At 62.7% G+C, this 18,862-nt stretch carries 15 protein-coding genes; 13 read left to right on the forward strand and 2 right to left on the reverse strand.

Annotated features, from left to right (window positions below; genetic code table 11):
• The first annotated feature begins 34 nt into the window (after nt 1-34).
• The 8 genes from ALTERO38_RS08945 (at nt 35) to ALTERO38_RS08980 (ending at nt 8,045) form a co-directional block, all read left to right on the forward strand.
• Nucleotides 35-1,255, forward strand: a complete 1,221-nt coding sequence (locus ALTERO38_RS08945; protein ID WP_159968144.1) for a CmpA/NrtA family ABC transporter substrate-binding protein — start codon at nt 35-37, stop codon at nt 1,253-1,255.
• A 14-nt stretch (nt 1,256-1,269) separates the two neighbouring features.
• On the forward strand, nt 1,270-1,848 hold the full coding sequence (locus ALTERO38_RS08950; RefSeq protein ID WP_102836230.1) for an ANTAR domain-containing response regulator: 579 nt from the start codon (nt 1,270-1,272) through the stop codon (nt 1,846-1,848).
• Between the two features lie 562 nt (nt 1,849-2,410).
• On the forward strand, nt 2,411-3,784 hold the full coding sequence (locus ALTERO38_RS08955) for a CmpA/NrtA family ABC transporter substrate-binding protein (RefSeq protein ID WP_159968146.1): 1,374 nt from the start codon (nt 2,411-2,413) through the stop codon (nt 3,782-3,784).
• 50 nt (nt 3,785-3,834) lie between these two features.
• Nucleotides 3,835-4,824, forward strand: a complete 990-nt coding sequence (locus ALTERO38_RS08960) for an ABC transporter permease (RefSeq protein WP_159968148.1) — start codon at nt 3,835-3,837, stop codon at nt 4,822-4,824.
• Nucleotides 4,825-4,833: 9 nt separating this feature from the next.
• The gene (locus ALTERO38_RS08965; RefSeq protein ID WP_148926204.1) at nt 4,834-5,628 is read left to right on the forward strand and encodes an ABC transporter ATP-binding protein; all 795 of its coding nucleotides are present in this window, start codon (nt 4,834-4,836) and stop codon (nt 5,626-5,628) included.
• A gap of 614 nt (nt 5,629-6,242) precedes the next feature.
• Nucleotides 6,243-6,785, forward strand: coding sequence for a methyl-accepting chemotaxis protein (locus tag ALTERO38_RS21775; protein ID WP_372239409.1), 543 nt, complete (start codon nt 6,243-6,245; stop codon nt 6,783-6,785).
• 2 nt (nt 6,786-6,787) lie between these two features.
• Nucleotides 6,788-7,483, forward strand: coding sequence for a hypothetical protein (locus ALTERO38_RS08975; RefSeq protein ID WP_159968150.1), 696 nt, complete (start codon nt 6,788-6,790; stop codon nt 7,481-7,483).
• 118 nt (nt 7,484-7,601) lie between these two features.
• Nucleotides 7,602-8,045 carry a thioesterase family protein gene (locus ALTERO38_RS08980; RefSeq protein WP_073301959.1) on the forward strand — a complete coding sequence of 148 codons (444 nt, stop codon included), beginning with the start codon at nt 7,602-7,604 and terminating at the stop codon, nt 8,043-8,045.
• A 1-nt stretch (nt 8,046) separates the two neighbouring features.
• On the opposite strand, the gene ALTERO38_RS08985 is transcribed toward ALTERO38_RS08980, so the two are convergent.
• Complete coding sequence (locus tag ALTERO38_RS08985; RefSeq protein ID WP_159968152.1) at nt 8,047-8,985, reverse strand: 1-phosphofructokinase family hexose kinase; 939 nt, start codon at nt 8,983-8,985, stop codon at nt 8,047-8,049.
• 344 nt (nt 8,986-9,329) lie between these two features.
• Here ALTERO38_RS08985 and ALTERO38_RS08990 point away from each other — a divergent pair, with 344 nt between their 5' ends.
• Nucleotides 9,330-10,541, forward strand: a complete 1,212-nt coding sequence (locus ALTERO38_RS08990) for an MFS transporter (RefSeq protein ID WP_159968154.1) — start codon at nt 9,330-9,332, stop codon at nt 10,539-10,541.
• An 85-nt stretch (nt 10,542-10,626) separates the two neighbouring features.
• The gene (locus ALTERO38_RS08995; RefSeq protein WP_159968156.1) at nt 10,627-12,300 is read left to right on the forward strand and encodes a bifunctional protein-serine/threonine kinase/phosphatase; all 1,674 of its coding nucleotides are present in this window, start codon (nt 10,627-10,629) and stop codon (nt 12,298-12,300) included.
• A 14-nt stretch (nt 12,301-12,314) separates the two neighbouring features.
• On the opposite strand, the gene ALTERO38_RS09000 is transcribed toward ALTERO38_RS08995, so the two are convergent.
• Complete coding sequence (locus tag ALTERO38_RS09000) at nt 12,315-12,635, reverse strand: class I SAM-dependent methyltransferase (protein ID WP_159968158.1); 321 nt, start codon at nt 12,633-12,635, stop codon at nt 12,315-12,317.
• Between the two features lie 483 nt (nt 12,636-13,118).
• Here ALTERO38_RS09000 and nirB point away from each other — a divergent pair, with 483 nt between their 5' ends.
• The 3 genes from nirB to ALTERO38_RS09015 all read left to right on the forward strand — a co-directional run bounded on the left by nirB (nt 13,119) and on the right by ALTERO38_RS09015 (nt 18,831).
• Nucleotides 13,119-15,569 carry a nitrite reductase large subunit NirB gene (nirB, locus tag ALTERO38_RS09005; protein ID WP_159968160.1) on the forward strand — a complete coding sequence of 817 codons (2,451 nt, stop codon included), beginning with the start codon at nt 13,119-13,121 and terminating at the stop codon, nt 15,567-15,569.
• A 49-nt stretch (nt 15,570-15,618) separates the two neighbouring features.
• A complete protein-coding gene (gene nirD / locus ALTERO38_RS09010; protein ID WP_102836219.1) occupies nt 15,619-15,945 on the forward strand; it encodes a nitrite reductase small subunit NirD in 327 nt (108 codons plus the stop codon).
• Between the two features lie 189 nt (nt 15,946-16,134).
• Nucleotides 16,135-18,831 (forward strand): nitrate reductase, encoded by a 2,697-nt coding sequence (locus ALTERO38_RS09015; protein WP_159968162.1) that lies wholly within the window; start codon nt 16,135-16,137, stop codon nt 18,829-18,831.
• Nucleotides 18,832-18,862 lie beyond the last annotated feature (31 nt).

Here is an 18,862-nt window from a genome sequence, read left to right on the forward strand (position 1 = left end):
GTGCGCGCTTCGCATGGCAAAGGTTTTCTTCAGCATGACCGATCTCTCCCCTTCGCTCCGCCCTGACGCCAAAGCCTGGGTCGCCGGCAGCGACGCGCCAGAAAAGCACGTCGTGAACCTTGGTTTCATGGCGCTGACCGATGCTGCATCGCTGATCGTCGCCGCCACCCAGGGCTTTGCGCAGCCCTACGGCCTCACACTCAACCTGCAACGGCAGAGCTCTTGGTCCAGCGTGCGAGACAAGCTTGTGGAAGGCGAACTGGATGCCGCTCACGGACTGTACGGCCTGATATACGCCGTGCATCTGGGGATCGGAGGCAGTGCGCGTAAGGACATGGCCGTACTGATGGGGCTGGCGCAAAACGGACAGAGCATCAGCCTCTCCAGTGAGCTGAAAGCAGCCGGCGTGACCGATCCCGATGCGCTCGGCAAATGCGTGCGCCAGAGTGGTGCAAAACTCACGCTTGCTCAGACATTTCCCACCGGTACTCATGCGCTCTGGCTCTACTACTGGCTGGCCGCCCACGGCATCCACCCGCTGAAAGACGTACGCACAGTGGTGGTGCCGCCGTCGCAGATGGTCGCCCATCTACGGGCGCGACGCATCGACGGCTTCTGCGCCGGCGAGCCCTGGGGCGCCCAGGCCATTGAAGAAGACATGGGTTTTACCATCGCGACCAGCCAATCGATCTGGGCCGACCATCCCGAGAAAGTGCTCGGCTGCACGCGCGAATTTGTCGACCAATACCCCAACACCGCCCGCGCGCTGGTGATGGCCATCCTCGAGGCCAGCCGCTTCATCGATGAGAGCCAGGAAAATCGCCGTAGTACTGCACAGCTGATTGCCGGCAGCGACTATGTCAATGCGCCCGTTGCGTCCATCGAATCGCGCTTTCTGGGTCAATATGAGGACGGCCTTGGCCATGCCTGGCTGGACAAGCACCCGCTGCGTTTCTTCGGCAACGGCGAAGTGAACATGCCCTACCACTCCGACGGCCTCTGGTTCATGACTCAGCTGCGCCGCTGGGGTCTGCTGCGTGAAGATCCGGATTACCTTGCCGTGGCGCAAAGCGTCCAGCAAACCAGCCTCTACCGCGATGCAGCGAGCGCTTTGAATATCGCCGTACCCGACTCCCCCATGCGCAGCGCTATGCTCATGGACGGCAGTCGCTGGGATGGCAGCGATCCGGCGGGGTACGCGCGCAGCTTCGCGCTGCATGCCTTGGGCGACACCGCACCACACCCCAAGCCTTGAGAAGGGAGACTGTCATGCTTCGCGTTCTCCTGATCGACGACACCCCGCGCAAGGTCGGTCGCCTGCGCACCGCTCTGATCGAAGCCGGCTTCGAGGTGATCGAGGAATCCGGTTTGACCATCGACCTGCCCGAGCGGGTCGAAGCGATTCGCCCCGACGTGGTGCTGATCGACACCGACTCCCCCGGCCGGGACGTCATGGAGCAGGTGGTCATGGTCAGCCGTGACCAGCCGCGGCCCATCGTCATGTTCACCGACGACGACAACCCCGATGCCATGCGCCAAGCCATCCGCGCCGGCGTCAGCGCCTATATCGTTGAAGGCATCCAGGCCCAGCGCCTGAAACCCATTCTCGACGTGGCCATGGCCCGCTTCGAAAGCGACCAGGCAATCCGCGCGCAGCTCCACGCACGCGACCAGCAACTGGTCGAACGCAAGCGCGTCGAACTGGCCAAGGGCATGCTGATGAAAATGCGCAGCTGCAACGAGGAAGAGGCCTACACCCTGATGCGCCGCCAGGCCATGAGCCGTCAGCAGAAGCTGATCCAGGTCGCTGAACAGATCATTGCGATGAACGACCTGCTGGGTCAGTGATCCGCAATGTCGGCGCGCGAGGCCCAGCGGGGCTCAGCCGAACGGGTGCCTGCTGTGAACCTTGCGGGACTTAGATCCCGATCATTTTCGACCCTCAGCTAGGCCCAACGAGGCTGTTGTCCGCCGACCACAGCACGTTGCGCTAGCCGCCTCCCAACCACTCCAATCGGGCCTGAATGACGGGCGCGCCTTGCGCCCACCATTTCCAAGCTCTTCCATGCAAACGAACCAAAACGGAGCCAAAGATTGAATCGGGTGCTCGGCTATTGCACCGAGCCATAGCCAAGAGTGCCAAGCACGCAGGCTCAACGCATGTCCAACCTGGGCGGCTGATTAAAGCTTAAGCCGTTGTATTAGATAGCCTTTCCTAAAACCTGAATCGACAAAAGCCTCTCAGATTAAGAATTGGCAAGCCCCTTGCAGTCCCTCTGTTACCACGTCTTCAGGTCGCCAACGGCGGTGATCGGGACGAATTGACAAAGGCGTCAACGGTGCTCGCTCTGCTCATGCAGAGGGTGCTTCCGTTACGCCTTTTTTTCGTTTCGCGATTGAGGGATAGATCATGCGCAAGACCCGCCGTACTTTGTTGAAAACGCTGGTGGCCAGCATTGGCTGCTCTGCCCTGCTGCAACCGGTGCCGATGGCCGCCTGGGCGGCCGAGCCAGAGAAGGAGGAACTCAAGCTCGGCTTCATCAAGCTCACCGACATGGCGCCACTGGCGATTGCCTATGAGAAAGGCTTCTTCGAGGACGAAGGGCTCTACGTCACGCTCGAAGCCCAGGCGAACTGGAAGGTGTTGCTAGACCGCGTCATTGATGGCGAGCTGGACGGTGCGCACATGCTCTCCGGCCAGCCGATCGGCGCGACCATCGGTTTTGGTACCAAGGCCGACATCATCACGGCCTTCACCATGGACCTCAATGGCAATGCCATCACCATGTCCAACGCGATCTGGGAGCAGATGAAGCCCAACGTGCCGATGGCAGACGGCAAGCCGGTGCATCCGATCAAGGCCGACGCACTCAAGCCGGTGATCGAGCAGCTCAACGCCAGCGGCAAGTCCTTCAACCTGGGCATGGTGTTCCCGGTATCCACCCACAATTACGAATTGCGCTACTGGCTCGCGGCCGGTGGCATTCACCCCGGTTACTACGCACCGAAGAAAGGCGACATCAGCGGACAGATCGATGCCCAGGCGTTGCTCTCCGTTACGCCACCGCCGCAGATGCCTTCGACCATGGAAGCCGGCACCATCCATGGCTACAGCGTCGGAGAGCCATGGAATCAGCAGGCGGTCTTCAAAGGCATCGGCGTCCCGGTAGTGGCCGACTACGCGATCCGCAAGAACATGTCGGAAAAGGTCTTCGGCGTCTCCAAAGACTGGGCCGAAGCCAATCCCGAAACGCACAAGCGTCTGGTCAAAGCGCTGATCCGTGCAGGCAAGTGGCTGGACGAAGACAACAACGCCAACCGCCAGGAAGCGGTGGAAATCCTCTCGCGACCGGAATATGTCGGCGCCGACGCCAAAGTCATCGCCAACTCCATGACCGGCACCTTTGAATTCGAGAAAGGCGACAAGCGCGAGGTGCCGGATTTCAACGTGTTCTTCCGTTACAACGCGACCTACCCCTACTACTCCGATGCCATCTGGTACCTGACGCAGATGCGCCGCTGGGGCCAGATCGCCGAGGCCAAGCCGGACAGCTGGTACCTGGACATGGCCAAGCAGGTCTATCGCCCGGAAATCTACCGCGAAGCGGCAGCGGCGCTGATCGAAGACGGGCTGATGACAGCCGAGGACTTCCCCCCAGCAGGTGAAGACGGCTTCCGCGAGCCACTGGCGGACACCATTGATGGCATCGCTTATGACGGCCACACGCCTAACGCCTATCTCGAACAGTTCGCGATCGGCCTGAAAGGCGATACCACGCTCTGATTCCGCCTACGGGAGCCATGCGCGGCTCCCACCTTTCGGAGGACATGTCGATGAGCAATCCAGCCGTCGTGCAGAACATAAAAGAAACCCTTAGAGCTGGCCGTCAGGCCCGCATCAAGCGCTGGCTGCCGCAAGTGATCATGCCGTTGGTGGGCGTCTTTGCCTTCCTGCTGTTCTGGCAGTTGGTGGCCTCGAATATCCAGACCAGCCTCGGTCAGTTTCCCGGGCCGAGCCAGGTAGCCGAGCAGTTCAACGGGCTGGTCGATGCGCATATCCAGTCGCGGGAAAAAGCCGAGGCGTTCTACCAGCGTCAGGAGGAGCGGAATGCGGCCAAACTGGCCAACAATCCCGACGCCGAGGTGAAGATTCGCCTTTACACCGGCAAGCCGACTTTTTTCGAGCAGATCTTCACCAGCCTCTATACGGTGATGACCGGCTTTGCAATCGCCTCGCTGATTGCCGTGCCGCTGGGCATCGTCTGCGGGTTGAGCAAGACGGTGTATAGCGCGGTGAATCCGCTGATCCAGATCTTCAAGCCAGTGTCGCCGCTGGCCTGGCTGCCGCTGGTGACCATGGTGGTCAGCGCCGTCTACGTCAGTGACGACCCGTTGATGGCGAAATCCTTCGTCACCTCGGCGCTGACCGTAGCGCTGTGCTGCCTGTGGCCGACGGTGATCAACACCACGGTGGGCGTGGCCAACCTCGATAAGGATTTGCAAAACGTCAGCCGCGTGCTGCGCCTGTCACCGCTCAGCCATGTGCACCGGATCGTGCTGCCCGCTGCGATTCCGATGATCTTCACCGGCCTGCGCCTGTCCCTGGCGACCGGCTGGATGGTGCTGATCGCCGCGGAAATGCTGGCGCAGAACCCCGGCCTCGGCAAATTCATCTGGGACGAGTTCCAGAACGGCAGCTCCAACTCGCTCGGCCGGATCATGGTCGCAGTGGTCGTCATCGGCCTGATCGGCTTCGCCCTGGATCGCATCATGCTGATGCTCCAGCGCCGCGTGAGCTGGGACAAGAACGCAGACCTGCGCTGAGGAAATCACATGAACAATGCCCATCTCGAACTCACCGGCGTCGGTATCAGCTTTCCCACTGACAAGGGGCTCTACTGCGCGCTGCAGAACGTCAACCTGCGCATCGCCAAGGGCGAGTTCGTTTCGCTGATCGGCCACTCTGGCTGCGGCAAGTCAACGGTGCTCAACATCGTCGCCGGCCTCTATCAGGCCACCACTGGCGGCGTGATCCTCGACGGCCGTGAGGTCAACGAGCCCGGCCCGGAGCGCGCCGTGGTGTTCCAGAACCACAGCCTGCTGCCCTGGCTTTCCTGCTACGAGAACGTCGAGCTGGCGGTGCGGGAAGTCTTCAAAGGCCAGAAGAGCAAACGGGAGATGCGTGACTGGATCGAGCACAACCTCGAGCTGGTGCACATGACCCACGCTCGCGACAAACGTCCCAGCGAAATCTCCGGCGGGATGAAACAGCGCATAGGTATCGCCCGCGCGCTGGCCATGCAACCCAAGGTGTTGCTGATGGACGAGCCCTTCGGCGCCCTCGATGCGCTGACCCGCGCGCATCTGCAGGACTCGCTGATGGAGATCCACGCCGACCTTGGCAACACCGTGATCATGATCACCCATGACGTTGACGAGGCCGTGTTGCTCTCGGACCGCATCGTGATGATGACCAACGGCCCGTCTGCAACCATCGGTGAGATTCTGCGCGTCGAGCTCAAGCATCCTCGCGACCGCATGACCCTGGCCCACGACGCCCAGTACCACGCCTACCGGGCGCAGGTCCTGGAGTTCCTCTACCAGCGCCAGCAGCGGCCTGCGGCCTGACAAGTCACCAGGATGCTACTCGAGAAAGGATCACGAGCATGGACAGAGCCTTGAACGCCACGCGCCCAACGCACGCCGTACCGCAAGCCACCACCGCGGCCCTGCAGTCGTACATGGATTGGCTATTGCTCGCCGCCTGGGCGATGGCCTGTATGGCTGGGCTGTGGCAGCAGCAACTGCTGTCGCTGGCCCTCGCCTGTATCGCCGCAGGTCTGCAACTGGCCCAACAGCGCAAACGCCGCGAGCATCAGCGCCACAGTGAGCATTTGCTGGCCGTGCTCGGCCAGCAGCAGGGGCTTAACGAGCCTCGTGAGGATCTGGTCGCCGCCTTTGGCGCTCAATCGCTGCGCAGCGAGCGTTTACGAAGTGAAGTGCAGTTCGCCAGCGATGCCCTCGAGCGCATGGCCGCAACCGCCGAGCACAGCAGCATCGGCCAGGGCGAGCGAGTGCTGGCGATGACCGACGCCAGCAAGGCGCTGAGTCACAACCTGGAGCGGGTCAGCACACTGGGCCAGCAAGCCATGCAAGCCTTTGCCGACACCCACCGGCAAAGCCAGGCCGGCCGCGACAACGCGATGTCGGTCAGCACCCGCATGACCGAGGTACGCCAGAGCATGCAGCGCACCTCGGACGCGGTCGGCCAGCTGTTGCAGGACACGGCTGCCGTCGGCAAAGCCGCCCTGAGCATCCAGAACGTCGCCAAGCAGACCCAGTTGCTCGCCCTGAATGCGTCCATCGAAGCGGCGCGAGCCGGCGAGCACGGTCGCGGTTTCGCGGTGGTGGCCGACGAGGTCCGCCAGCTGGCGCTGACCAGCGACTGCGCCGCCCAGGACATCACCAGCGTGGTCGCCACGACCGGCAACGCAGTTCGTCGCGTCGAGGCCGAGGTCGTCCAGCACCAGCAATTGCTCGAGCAAAGCGGCGAGCAAAGCAGTGCCTTAGCCGCCGAACTCGATCAGTTGGCGCGGCGCAGCCAGCTGAGCCTGGCCGAACTCGATCACCTGCAAACAGCCCTCGAAGAACAGCGACAGGGCAACCGCCTGTTGCGCGACCAGCTCGATCAGGTCGAGACCGGCGTCGAGCGCCAACGCACCCAGGCCGAAGAGCTGCACAGCCTGACGCTCTACCTCACTCGTCTCAGCCGTACGGAAGCCTGACCATGGAAGTATCGATCGCCCTGATCCTGGCCGCCGGCCTGGTGCTGCTCGGCAACCATCTCAGTCGCATTGCAGCCGAGCGGCATCGCAAGCGCCTCAGCGCAACCGATGTCCAGGGGCTGCAGCATTCGCTGGAAGTTCTTCAATTCGTGCAGAAACACCGTGGCCTGGGTGGCCAACCTGATGCCGCAGCCGCCGCGCAGCGGTTGGAGGTTGCGAGCCATATTGATCGGCTCTGGCAGGAGTGGAAGGGTGAGGAAAACCGTCCGGCGATGCGCGCCCTGTGGCAGCAGATCCGCCGGAACCCGGCGGATTTCGAACCGCACTGCATCCTGATCGAGCAAATCCTCGAAAGCATTCATGTGCTTGAGCTGCGCCTTGTCTTCCAGGGCAATCCGCAGGTATCCGGCATGTGCGAGGCCTGTCGCGCACTGGAAGACCTCGGACGTTTGCGCGGCCTGGCAGTGCGTGCAGCCAACTTCGAAAAGTGCCCATTGGATATGCAGATCCAGATGCGCTATCTCTGCCTGCGCCTCACCGACCCGATCAGTGGCGACAGCCTGCGCAACCTCATCGAACATCTGGAATGCAACCTGATCGACGCACCGCGGGTCAGCCTGGCGCCAGCCGAATGCTACGCGCTGATCACCCCGATCATCGATGAGCGCCTGCAAGGCATTCGCCACAGCATCGCCTGACACCGCGCATGCGATATCAACAGGCCGGATCAAGCTTGGTGCTGACGTGCAGAGGCGTACAATCCGCCTCCGCACGTCGCGCTGCCAACCAGCGCCAAACACAAGCAACGAGAGCATCATGGCCCGCCTGACCCTGCAGTTTCCCGAAGATCAGTTCTGCTTCAGCACCCAGCTGACTGTTCGCATCACCGATATCAACGCCGGCAACCATCTTGCCAACGACTCGATGATCTCGATGATTTCCGAGGCCCGTGCGCGCTTCCTGTTCGCCTACGGCATCGCCGAGACCAGCAAGGATGGCGGCGGCATCATCGTCACCGACCTGGCCACCACCTACAAAGCCGAGGCCCATGCACGGGACGCCCTACTGTTCGAAGTCGGCGTCATGGATTTCAACAAGTACGGCGGCGACATCACCTTTCGTATCACCCGGCCGGCGGACGGCACGCTGATCGCCATGGCCAAGTCCGGCTTCGTCTTTTACGACTACGTGCAGAGCCGCGTTGTCGCTATGCCTGAGGCATTTGCCGCCAAATTCCCGCGGGTGAACCGGATCGACTAGATCAACTGTTGCCATCGCCGAGCTGCAGCAGTCGCTGCACATCCTCGCGGTGGCAGAGCTCGGTACCGGGGCGCATCACGGTGGCGGCTCCGGCGGCGATACCGTAGCGCACGGCCTCGTCCAAGCTGCTCCCGTCGGCTAGCGCCAGCACGATGGCACCGAGCATGCTGTCGCCTGCGCCTACCGCACTGACCACCGGAACCTGGGGCGAGCTCAGCCGCTGCAATTGCTCGCCGCAAGCCACCAGCGCCCCATCAGCGCCCAGCGACAGCACGATGATCTGCGCACAGGCCCTCGCCATCAGGCTGCGCAGCGCTTGCTCCTGCTCCAGTTCGCTGGTGATCGGGCGACCGACCAGGGTCGAAAGCTCGTTGAGGCTCGGCTTCAGCAGATAAGCTCCGCCCTGACGTGCCGCGTAGGCCAAGGGCTCGCCAGACAGGTCGACGACCAGCCTGGCGCCGATGCGGCGCGTCAGGCTGAGCAGATCATCGTAGAACGTAAGCGCCACACCCGGCGGAAAGCTCCCACTCAGCACCAGATAAGCCGGCACCGGGTCCAGAGAGGTCAGTGCATCGAGACAGCGGGCCAGCTCCTCGGAAGACAAGGAGGGCCCAGGCAGTACAAAACGGTACTGCAGCCCGGTCTCAAACTCGTCCACCGTGAAACTTTCACGGGTGTCCCCAGCGATTGAAACGGGTCGGTGCGCCAAGCCAAGCTCATCCAGCGCTCGCGTGAGCAGATCGCCGAACGGACCGCCCGCGGGATAGACGGCCACCGCCTCGCCACCCAGCGTGTCGACCACCCGCGCGACGTTGATCCCGCCGCCTCCCGGGTCGTGGCGCGGCAGCGAGCAGCGTAGCTTTTCGGTGCTGGTTACCCGCGCAGTGCTGACGGACAGATCCATTGCCGGGTTCAGGGTCAGGCTGGCAATAACGGGCATCGATCACTCCTCGAAGCTTGGCAGGTAAAGCCTAACAGCCGACGTCAGGACAAAGACAATCGGCAAGACACTGCCCTGAAATGGCGCCCACCGCACAACGGCTGTGCAACCAAAGTCGACCGGCCGGGCAAGGCCAGCGACACGAGCCGCATGGAACGGGGCTGGAGGCTGACTGGCACGTTAGATGCTTTGCTATCGACACGGTAGGCCAACGGCGGTCTCCACCCTAAGACAAAGGCGTCGCACCATTCCTGCTCCGGCAGGCGTGATGCGGCGCCTTTTTGTTTTCGCCTCGAAGTTGGGGCGGCCTCTTTTGCACAAGACGAATGCCTGGAGCCCACCCGATGAATACCAGTTTCTGGAAAGCCGGCCACACGCCGACCCTGTTATCAGCCTTTCTCTATTTCGACCTGAGTTTCATGGTCTGGTACGTGCTTGGCCCGCTTGGCGTGCAGATTGCGGCCGACCTCGGCCTCACCACCCAGCAGCGTGCCCTCATGGTCGCCACGCCCATCCTTTCCGGTGCAGTGCTGCGCCTGGTGCTGGGCATGCTGGCCGACCGCACCTCCCCCAAGACCGCCGGGCTGTTCGGTCAGGTCGTGGTGATCGCTGCGCTGTTCGTGGCCTGGCTCCATGGCATTCATAGTTATGAACAAGCCCTGTTGCTCGGCCTTTTCCTTGGCATGGCAGGAGCCTCCTTCGCCGTCGCCCTGCCACTGGCTTCGCAGTGGTATCCACCGCAGCATCAGGGAAAGGCTATGGGCATTGCCGGTGCGGGCAACTCCGGTACCGTTTTCGCGGCGCTGTTCGCACCTGTGCTGGCGACGATGTTTGGCTGGAGCAATGTGTTCGGTCTCGCGCTGATTCCACTGGTCCTGGTGCTGATCATCTTCGCTACGCAGGCGAAGAATGCACCGAATCGTCCGGCGCCCAAGTCCTTTGCCGACTACATGAAAGCCCTCGGCGACCGAGACAGCTGGTGGTTCATGTTCTTCTACAGCGTCACCTTCGGCGGCTTCCTCGGTCTGGCCAGTACCCTGCCGGGCTATTTCCATGATCAGTACGCCTTCGACCCGGTCAAGGCCGGCTATTACACCGCCGCCTGCGTCTTTGCCGGCAGCATGCTGCGCCCGCTCGGGGGGGCACTGGCCGACCGAATCGGCGGCATCCGCTCGTTGCTGGTGATGTACACCGTTGCTGCCGTTTGCCTGTTCGTTGTCGCCTTCAATCTACCGAGTTCGACGGCTGCACTGGCCTTGTTCGTGGTCGCCATGCTCAGCCTGGGAGCGGGCAACGGTGCGGTGTTCCAACTTGTGCCGCAGCGCTTCCACAAGGAAATCGGCGTGATGACCGGCCTGGTCGGCATGGCTGGCGGCATCGGTGGTTTCCTGCTCACAGCAGGTCTCGGCGCCGTCAAGCAGGCAACGGGTGACTATCAAATGGGTCTCTGGCTGTTCGCCAGCCTGGGTGCGCTGGCGTGGTTTGGCCTCTATGGTGTGAAGCGCCGCTGGAGAACCACCTGGGGTTCTGCCGCGATGACCGCCGCCCGCGTCTGAGTTCATCCAGGCAACACTCGGAAGGCAGGCCTCAGGGCCCGCCTTCGTCGTTCGTTTTTGCTGGCGCGCCATTGGAGTTTCCCCCATGCCCTTGCAGCTGTCGTTTGGTGAAGCCACCGCCACCGGCCCCCGCGAAGAAAACCAGGACGCCCTGCGGATCGTGACGCCGACCCCGGGCCTTGCTGCCAGCAAGGGGGCGCTGTTCGCCATCGCCGATGGCGTCAGCCACTGCGCTGACGGCGGCCTCGCCGCTCGGGCGACCCTGCAGGCATTGGCGACCGACTACTACGCCACGCCAGAAACCTGGACCGTCGCGCAGTCGCTGGATCGACTGCTGGTCGCGCACAATCGCTGGCTACAGGCCAATGGCGACGGGCTGCCTTTGCTGACCACGCTGACCGCGCTGGTACTGCGCGGGCGCCGCTTCACCCTCGCCCATGTTGGCGATTGTCGCGCCTACCGTTGGTTGGATGGCGAGCTGCAGCGGCTGAGCGAAGACCATGTCTGGGAACAACCCGGCATGCAGCACGTGCTCAAGCGCGCGATGGGGCTGGACCAGCACCTGGTGGTGGATTATCTCGACGGCGAACTCAGGCTTGGCGAAAGCTTTGTGCTGCTGAGCGACGGCGTCTGGGCCAGCATTACCGAGGGCGACATTCAGAACATCCTGCGGGCCGAGCCGGATCTCGCGCGCGCGGCCCATGCGCTGGTCCATCTCGCCCACCAGACCGGCAGCCAGGACAACGCCAGCGCGCTGCTGCTACGGGTCGACGAACTGCCGGAAACGGCGCTGGCTGACTCACTCGCGCAACTGGCGAGCTGGCCCCTGCCGCCGAAGCTGCGCCCGGGGCAGGTGTTCGAAGGCTGGACCGTCACGGCGTTATTGGCCGAGTCGCGGCAATCGCTGGTTTACCGGGTCAGCGATCAGCAGGGTCAGCCCTGGCTGTTGAAGACCTTGCCGCCAGGTCGTCATGACGAGCCTGAAGCCGGGCCGGCACTGCTGCAGGAAGAATGGTTTTTACGCCGCGTCGCTGGCCGGCACTTTCCGGAAACCCACGGCCTGCCGCAGCGCCAGCACCTGTACTACGTCCAGCGCGAGTACAGCGGCCAGACCCTCGCCCAGCTGTTCACCCAGCAGGGCCCGATGGCGATGGTCGACTGGTTGCAGCTGACACCACGCCTGATTCGCGCGCTGGGCATGTTGCATCGGCGCAACATCCTGCACCGCGACATCAAGCCGGAAAATCTGCACAGCGATGATGCCGGTGAGCTACGCCTGCTGGACTTCGGCCTCGCCTACTGCCCGGGCCTGTCCCAGGATCAACCGCACAACCTGCCGGGTACGCCGAGCTATATCGCCCCGGAAGCCTTTGTTGGCGCAGCGCCAAGCCGGGAACAGGACCTCTACGCAGCCGGCGTCACGCTCTTTTATCTGCTCACAGGCCACTACCCCTACGGCGAAATCGAAGCCTTCCAGCGGCCGCGTTTCGGCAACCCGGTGCCGGCCAGTCGCTATCGCCCCGACCTGCCCCAATGGCTGGACGACATGCTCAAACGCGCAGTCGCGGCTGATCCCTCACAGCGCTTCGAAACCGCGGAAGAATGGATGTTGACCCTGGAACAGGGCGAGCGCCTGGCAGGCGCTGCACCCAAGCTGCCGCTGCTGGAGCGTGAACCGTTGAAGGTCTGGCGCAGCCTGGCCTTGTGCTCACTGCTGTTGAACCTGGTCATGCTCGTCTGGTTGACGACAGGCGCTTAGCGAACAACTCGCCGTCAAATGCTGACGCGTCGGACGATCAAGCCTTGCCGAGAAACGCGCGTCAGCTGCCGCACACACTCCTCTAGACGCTCTGCGCTCGGCGCCTGGACGACCGCCAGGTCAAAACTGTTGGAGGCGAAGCGCGCCAGCGATTCATCAGCTCCGGTGAACTGAACGACAAAGGCGCGCGGCCTACCCCAGCGCTTCGGCCAGCCGTCCAGATAGCGCAGAAGCGAGGGCTGATGGCTACCGCCAAGGAGGATTTTCGGATTGCTACGAACCAACCCGCTCGTGATCGGGGCCAAGCGTAGAGGAGCGCGTTGCAGTGCATTCATTGGAAGAAGTCCCGCCTCAAGAATTCCGCTGGGCAGCGGTGGGAGGCGACACCGAACCAGCGCTTTAGCGGTATTTCGAAGCCTTCGGCTCCAGGCGCCCCGCAAGTAGCTGACTAAATCGGCGCATGGGCTGAACAATAGAAAAGCGGCACGGCGGCTGTCAACGGCCAATTTTCGGCAGGCTTTGGTGCCGGTCTGCACCAGTGCTGCGCAGAGCGCTTCATCGGGGTGCAATAAATCGCCAATTGCTTTCGTAAAACAGCAGCTAAGCCGCTGAAAACACTCAAATGCCCCGTTGGCACAGCCTCTGCATTATCTGCCTTACATATGCCAGACCTTCAACGTGGAGGGTCGGGCTCCGAATACGGAAAAAAGGACAAAGGCGTCCTCACTGGGAGATCAGTGGGACGCCTTTTTTCGTTCTGGATTTTTACAACGGCACGGCAGGCAGCTATCGACTGCTCGGTCTACGGGGAGAACGGCATGAAGAAACTCAAGCTGGTAATGATCGGCAACGGCATGGCCGGGGTACGCACCCTGGAGGAGCTGCTCAAGCTTGCCCCCGAGCTTTACGACATCACCGTGTTCGGTGCCGAGCCGCATCCCAACTACAACCGAATCCTGCTCTCCCCTGTGCTGGCCGGAGAGCAGACCTTCGAGGAGATCGTGCTCAACGATCTCAAGTGGTACGCCGACAACAACATCCGCTTGATGCTGAATCGCAAAGTGGTCGAGATCGACAGGGTCAAGCGTCGTGTGATCGCTGAGGATGGCAGCGAGGCGGAATACGACCGACTGCTGATTGCCACAGGGTCGAATCCCTTCATCCTGCCGGTTCCCGGCAACGATTTGGAGGGCGTGATCGGTTATCGCGACATCGCTGACACCCAGGCGATGATGGACGCTGCCAAGACCCACAAGCACGCCGTGGTAATCGGTGGCGGACTGCTCGGGCTGGAAGCCGCCAACGGTTTGAAGCTGCGCGGCATGGACGTCACGGTTGTGCACATCGGTGAATGGCCGATGGAGCGCCAGCTCGATAAGACGGCCGGCACCCTCCTGCAGAACGCCCTGGAAAGCCGCGGCTTGAGCTTCAAGATGAAAAAGCAGACCGCCGAGCTGATCGGCAACGAAGCCGGTCGGGTCAAGGCCGTGCGCTTTGCCGATGACGAGGTCGTCGACGCCGATCTGGTGGTGATGGCGGCCGGTATCCGACCCAACAGCGCGCTGGCCGAAAGAGCAGGCATTCCCTGTGACCGCGGCATCCTGGTCAATGACACCCTGCAAACCTATGACCCGCGCGTGTATGCCGTCGGCGAATGTGCCAACCATCGAGGCACCGCCTACGGGTTGGTGGCGCCGCTGTTCGAGCAGGCCAAGGTCTGTGCCAACCACCTGGCGATGCTCGGTTTCTCGCGCTATCTCGGCTCGGTGACCTCGACCAAGCTCAAGGTCACCGGCATCGATCTGTTCTCCGCTGGCGATTTTCTCGGCGGTGAAGGCACCGAGACCATTACCCTCTCCGACCCCATCGGCGGGGTGTACAAGAAGCTGGTGATCAAGGACAACATCCTCGTCGGCGCTTGCCTGTACGGCGATACGGCCGACGGTGGCTGGTATTTCCGTCAGGTACGCGAAGGCCATAACGTCAGCGAAATTCGCGATCACCTGATGTTCGGTGAAGGCGCCATCGGTGACACCGGTCATCAGGGCCAGAACAAGGCCATGGCGATGCCCGACAGCATGGAAGTCTGCGGCTGCAACGGTGTGTGCAAGGGCGACATCGTCAAGGCGATTCAGGAACACGGACTGTTCTCCGTTGACGACGTGAAGAAGCACACCAAGGCGGCCAGCTCCTGCGGCTCCTGCGCCGGGCTGGTCGAACAGATCCTGATGAACACCGTCGGCGGCGCGGCGGACGTAAAGCCCAAGAGCGAAAAAGCCATCTGCGGGTGCAGTGATCTCCCGCATGGACAGGTGCGCAAAGCCATTGTCGAGCAGCACCTGATCAGCATTCCGGATGTGATGAGCTACCTGAATTGGCGCACGCCCAACGGCTGCGCCACCTGCCGCCCAGCCTTGAACTATTACCTCATCTCCTCCTGGCCGGGCGAAGCGAAAGACGACCCGCAGTCGCGCTTCATCAACGAGCGCGCCCACGCCAATATCCAGAAAGACGGCACCTACTCGGTGGTGCCCCGCATGTTCGGCGGCGTGACCAATGCAGCCGAGCTGCGCCGCATTGCGGATGTTGCCGACAAGTACCAGGTGCCGATGGTCAAGGTCACCGGTGGCCAGCGCATCGACCTGCTGGGCATCAAGAAAGAGGACCTGCCGAACGTCTGGCAGGACCTGGACATGCCGGACGGCCACGCTTATGGCAAATCCATTCGTACCGTGAAGACCTGCGTCGGCAAGGAATTCTGCCGTTTCGGCACCCAGAACTCGACCGCGCTGGGCATCGATCTGGAGAAGGCGCTGTTCGGTATGTACTCGCCGCACAAGGTCAAGCTGGCCGTCTCCGCCTGTCCACGCAACTGCGCCGAATCGGGCATCAAGGACGTCGGCATCATCGGCGTGGACTCGGGCTGGGAGCTCTACGTCGGCGGCAATGGCGGGATCAAGACCGAGGCCGGTGAATTCTTCGTCAAGGTGAAAACCGCAGAAGAAGTCGCCGAATACAGCTTTGCCTTTCTTCAGCTCTACCGCGAAGAAGCCTTCTACCTCGAGCGCACCGTGCACTACATGCAGCGGGTCGGCCTGGAATACATCAAGAAGGTCGTTCTCGAGGACGAAGCCCGGCGCAAGGCGCTGGCCCAGCGGCTGATGTTCTCGCTAAGTTTCGAGGGCGACGGCTGGAAGAAGGCCATCGCCGAGCAATCGTTGAAGAAAGAGTACGAAACCATCCAGTTGACCCAGATCGAGCCGGCATGAGCGGCCGCCGTCAGCTCCAGCCGATCACCCCATCGCGAGGAAACACTCCATGAAATGGTTCGATATCTGCTCCCTGGACGAGATCAACCCACTCGGCGCACGCATTGTCGCCGGGCCGAAAGGCGACATTGCGGTGTTCCGTACCGCCGACGATCAAGTGTTCGCGCTGGACGACCGCTGCCCGCACAAGGGCGGCCCACTGTCCCAGGGCATCGTGTTCGGTAAGCAGGTCGCCTGCCCGCTGCACAACTGGCAGATCAACCTCGACAGCGGCGAAGCGGTCGCGCCCGATGTTGGCTGTGCCCATCGCCATGAAGCCCGCATCGAGAACGGTCGCGTGCTGCTTTCGCTGAACAGCGCAACGGAGTGCGCCTGAGCGTGGCGGGCAACCGTAGGGTGGGCCGGGCGGCGCTCCGCTTCAGCCCACCAACCCGCGCAACCGCAGCTCGGGTTATAGAAGAGAGATGCGTGCTGGAAATTCAATGTTGAAGACCGTTGCTAAAGCCAAGCCACGGTGGGCTAAAGCCCAAACTACGGTTAGGGAATCTCATCAGGAGACCGCGCCATGCAAATGACAACCGCCTCTACCTGCTGCTACTGCGGCGTGGGCTGCGGCGTGCTGATCGAGCACGACGGCGAGCGCATCCTTGATGTCAACGGCGACCCCAGCCATCCAGCAAACTTCGGCAAACTGTGCAGCAAAGGTTCGACCCTGCACCTGACCGGCGATCTCGACGCCCGGGCGCTCTACCCCGAGCTGCGCTTGGGCAAAGCCCTGGCCCGTACACGTACCGGCTGGGACAGCGCGCTCGATCATGCTGCCAACGTATTCGCCGAGACCATCGCCGAGCACGGGCCGGACAGCGTTGCCTTCTATATCTCTGGGCAGTTGCTGACCGAGGATTATTACGCGTTCAACAAGCTGGCCCGCGGGCTGGTGGGCACCAACAACATCGACTCGAATTCGCGCCTGTGCATGTCCTCAGCCGTGGTTGGCTACAAGCGCAGCCTCGGTGCCGACGCGCCACCCTGCAGTTACGAAGACATCGAGCAAAGCGACTGCGTGCTGATCGTCGGCAGCAACATGGCCTATGCGCACCCGGTGCTGTTTCGCCGCCTCGAAGAAGCCAAGGCTAAACGACCCGAGATGCAGATCATCGTGGTCGATCCGCGGCGTACCGACACCGCCGAGCTGGCCGACCAGCATCTTGCGATTCTTCCGGGCACGGACGTCGCGCTGTTCCACGGCATCCTGCACATACTGCTGTGGGAGGGCTGGATCGACCGGGACTTCATCGAAGCCCACACCGACGGTTTCGAGGACCTGAAGCGTCTGGTTCGCGATTACAGCCCGGCCCTGGTCGCGGACCTCTGCGGCATCAGCGTGGCCGAGCTGCAGGATTGCGCGCGCAAGATCGGCAGCGCGCCGAGCTTCCTTTCGCTCTGGTGCATGGGCGTCAACCAGTCCACGGCCGGCAGCGCCAAGAACAGTGCATTGATCAACCTGCATCTGGCTACCGGGCAGATTGGCAAGCCTGGCGCCGGCCCCTTCTCGCTGACCGGTCAGCCCAATGCCATGGGTGGCCGCGAGACGGGCAGCCTGTCCAACCTGCTACCCGGTCATCGCGAAGCTGGCAATGCCGAGCATCGCGCCGAGGTCGCCGACTATTGGGGCGTGCCGGCACTGCCGGAAACCGCTGGCCTCTCGGCCATCGAGCTGTTCGAGGCGGTGCGCAGCGGCAAGATCAAAGCCCTGTGGATCGCCTGCACCAACCCCGCGCAATCGATGCCGGACCAGCAGAAGGTTCACGAAGCCCTGGCGGCTTGCCCGTTCGTGGTGGTGCAGGAAGCCTTCTTTACCACTGAAACCTGCCGCTACGCCGACCTGCTATTGCCCGCCGCCAGTTGGGGCGAAAAGGAAGGCACGGTGACCAATTCCGAACGCCGCGTCAGCCATGTGCGCTCGGCCATCGCCGCACCGGGTGAGGCGCGTGCCGACTGGTCGATCACCTGCGATTTTGCCCGGCGGCTGGAAAGCCTGATGCGTCCCGGGCAGACCAGCCTGTTCGACTTTAACAACCCAGCCGCGCTGTTCGAGGAATACAAGCTGCTCACACAAGGCCGCGACCTTGACCTGTCCGGCCTCAGCCACGCCGTGATCGACCGCCTCGGCCCGCAGCAATGGCCTTTCCCCGCCGGTGCTCGGCAAGGCACGCTGCGACTCTACGAAGACGGCGTGTTCCCGACCGGCAACGGTCGTGCACGTTTCCTCGCCGAGCAATATCAGGCGCCGAAGGAGAAACGCGAGGCGCGGTTCCCACTGACACTGAACACCGGCCGCCTGCGTGATCACTGGCACGGCATGAGCCGCACCGGAACCGCTGCGCGCCTATTCAGCCATGTCGAAGAAGCGCTGCTCAGCATGAACGGCGATGACATGCGCCGTCGTCGCCTGCTCGATGGCCAACTGGTCAAGGTGCGCAGCCGCAGAGGCGAGCTGCTGTTGCCGGTTCACAAGGACGACAGCCTACGTCCGGGTCAGGCTTTCCTGCCGATGCATTGGGGTGACCGCTTCCTCAAGGGCTTGGGCGTCAACAGCCTCACGCTGCCGGCCTTCGACCCGATTTCCAAGCAACCGGAACTCAAGCACGCCGGGGTCGAGGTGGAAAAGATTGAGCTGCCGTGGCAGTTCTTTGCCCTCGTCGAAGGCTCCGTGCAGAAACGCTTCGAAGCGCTGCGCCCGCTGTTCGAAGGCTTCGCCTACGCCAGCTTCAGCCTGACCGGCCGCGAGCGGCCGGCGCTGGTGATCCGCGCGGCATGCAACGAGCCGCCTAGCCGCACGCAACTGGCGAAACTTGAGCAACTGCTCGGCCTGGATGAAGGCCCTGTGCTGGTCTATGACGACCCGCGACGCAGCGTCGGCAAGCGGGTGCGTATCGAGGATGGCCGCATTGTCGCCCTCAGTCTGTCCGGCGAAACCGCCGCGCGCGACTGGCTCAAGCAACTCTGGCACGACGGCAAGGCCGACCAGGCACTGCGCCGCTGGTTGCTCGCGCCGTTGAGCACGCCGCCAGGCGGCGACGTGCGCCCCGCGAAGACGCTTTGCAACTGCATGAACGTCAGCCAGGACGCGATCTGTTCAGGCATTGAGCGGGGCCTGGATTTGAATGGATTGAAGCGGGAGCTGGGTTGCGGCACCAGCTGCGGCTCCTGTGTACCGGAAATCAAGCGGCTGCTGGTGAAACAACCGGCAGTGGCTTGAACACCAACAGCTGGCGATGCATGGCGCGTCG

It is taken from the genome of Pseudomonas sp. 9Ag (assembly GCF_902506445.1).
Lineage (GTDB): Bacteria > Pseudomonadota > Gammaproteobacteria > Pseudomonadales > Pseudomonadaceae > Stutzerimonas > Stutzerimonas stutzeri_AB.

What these genes read in the sequence shown, in the direction of transcription:
- ALTERO38_RS08995 (WP_159968156.1), top strand. Translation starts at nt 10,627, where the DNA reads ATGCCCTTGCAGCTGTCGTTTGGTGAAGCCACCGCCACCGGCCCCCGC.
- nirD (WP_102836219.1), top strand. Translation starts at nt 15,619, where the DNA reads ATGAAATGGTTCGATATCTGCTCCCTGGACGAGATCAACCCACTCGGC.
- ALTERO38_RS08950 (WP_102836230.1), top strand. Translation starts at nt 1,270, where the DNA reads ATGCTTCGCGTTCTCCTGATCGACGACACCCCGCGCAAGGTCGGTCGC.
- nirB (WP_159968160.1), top strand. Translation starts at nt 13,119, where the DNA reads ATGAAGAAACTCAAGCTGGTAATGATCGGCAACGGCATGGCCGGGGTA.
- ALTERO38_RS08980 (WP_073301959.1), top strand. Translation starts at nt 7,602, where the DNA reads ATGGCCCGCCTGACCCTGCAGTTTCCCGAAGATCAGTTCTGCTTCAGC.
- ALTERO38_RS09000 (WP_159968158.1), bottom strand. Translation starts at nt 12,635, where the DNA reads ATGAATGCACTGCAACGCGCTCCTCTACGCTTGGCCCCGATCACGAGC.
- ALTERO38_RS21775 (WP_372239409.1), top strand. Translation starts at nt 6,243, where the DNA reads ATGCAGCGCACCTCGGACGCGGTCGGCCAGCTGTTGCAGGACACGGCT.
- ALTERO38_RS08955 (WP_159968146.1), top strand. Translation starts at nt 2,411, where the DNA reads ATGCGCAAGACCCGCCGTACTTTGTTGAAAACGCTGGTGGCCAGCATT.
- ALTERO38_RS08945 (WP_159968144.1), top strand. Translation starts at nt 35, where the DNA reads ATGACCGATCTCTCCCCTTCGCTCCGCCCTGACGCCAAAGCCTGGGTC.
- ALTERO38_RS08985 (WP_159968152.1), bottom strand. Translation starts at nt 8,985, where the DNA reads ATGCCCGTTATTGCCAGCCTGACCCTGAACCCGGCAATGGATCTGTCC.
- ALTERO38_RS08960 (WP_159968148.1), top strand. Translation starts at nt 3,835, where the DNA reads ATGAGCAATCCAGCCGTCGTGCAGAACATAAAAGAAACCCTTAGAGCT.
- ALTERO38_RS09015 (WP_159968162.1), top strand. Translation starts at nt 16,135, where the DNA reads ATGCAAATGACAACCGCCTCTACCTGCTGCTACTGCGGCGTGGGCTGC.
- ALTERO38_RS08975 (WP_159968150.1), top strand. Translation starts at nt 6,788, where the DNA reads ATGGAAGTATCGATCGCCCTGATCCTGGCCGCCGGCCTGGTGCTGCTC.
- ALTERO38_RS08990 (WP_159968154.1), top strand. Translation starts at nt 9,330, where the DNA reads ATGAATACCAGTTTCTGGAAAGCCGGCCACACGCCGACCCTGTTATCA.
- ALTERO38_RS08965 (WP_148926204.1), top strand. Translation starts at nt 4,834, where the DNA reads ATGAACAATGCCCATCTCGAACTCACCGGCGTCGGTATCAGCTTTCCC.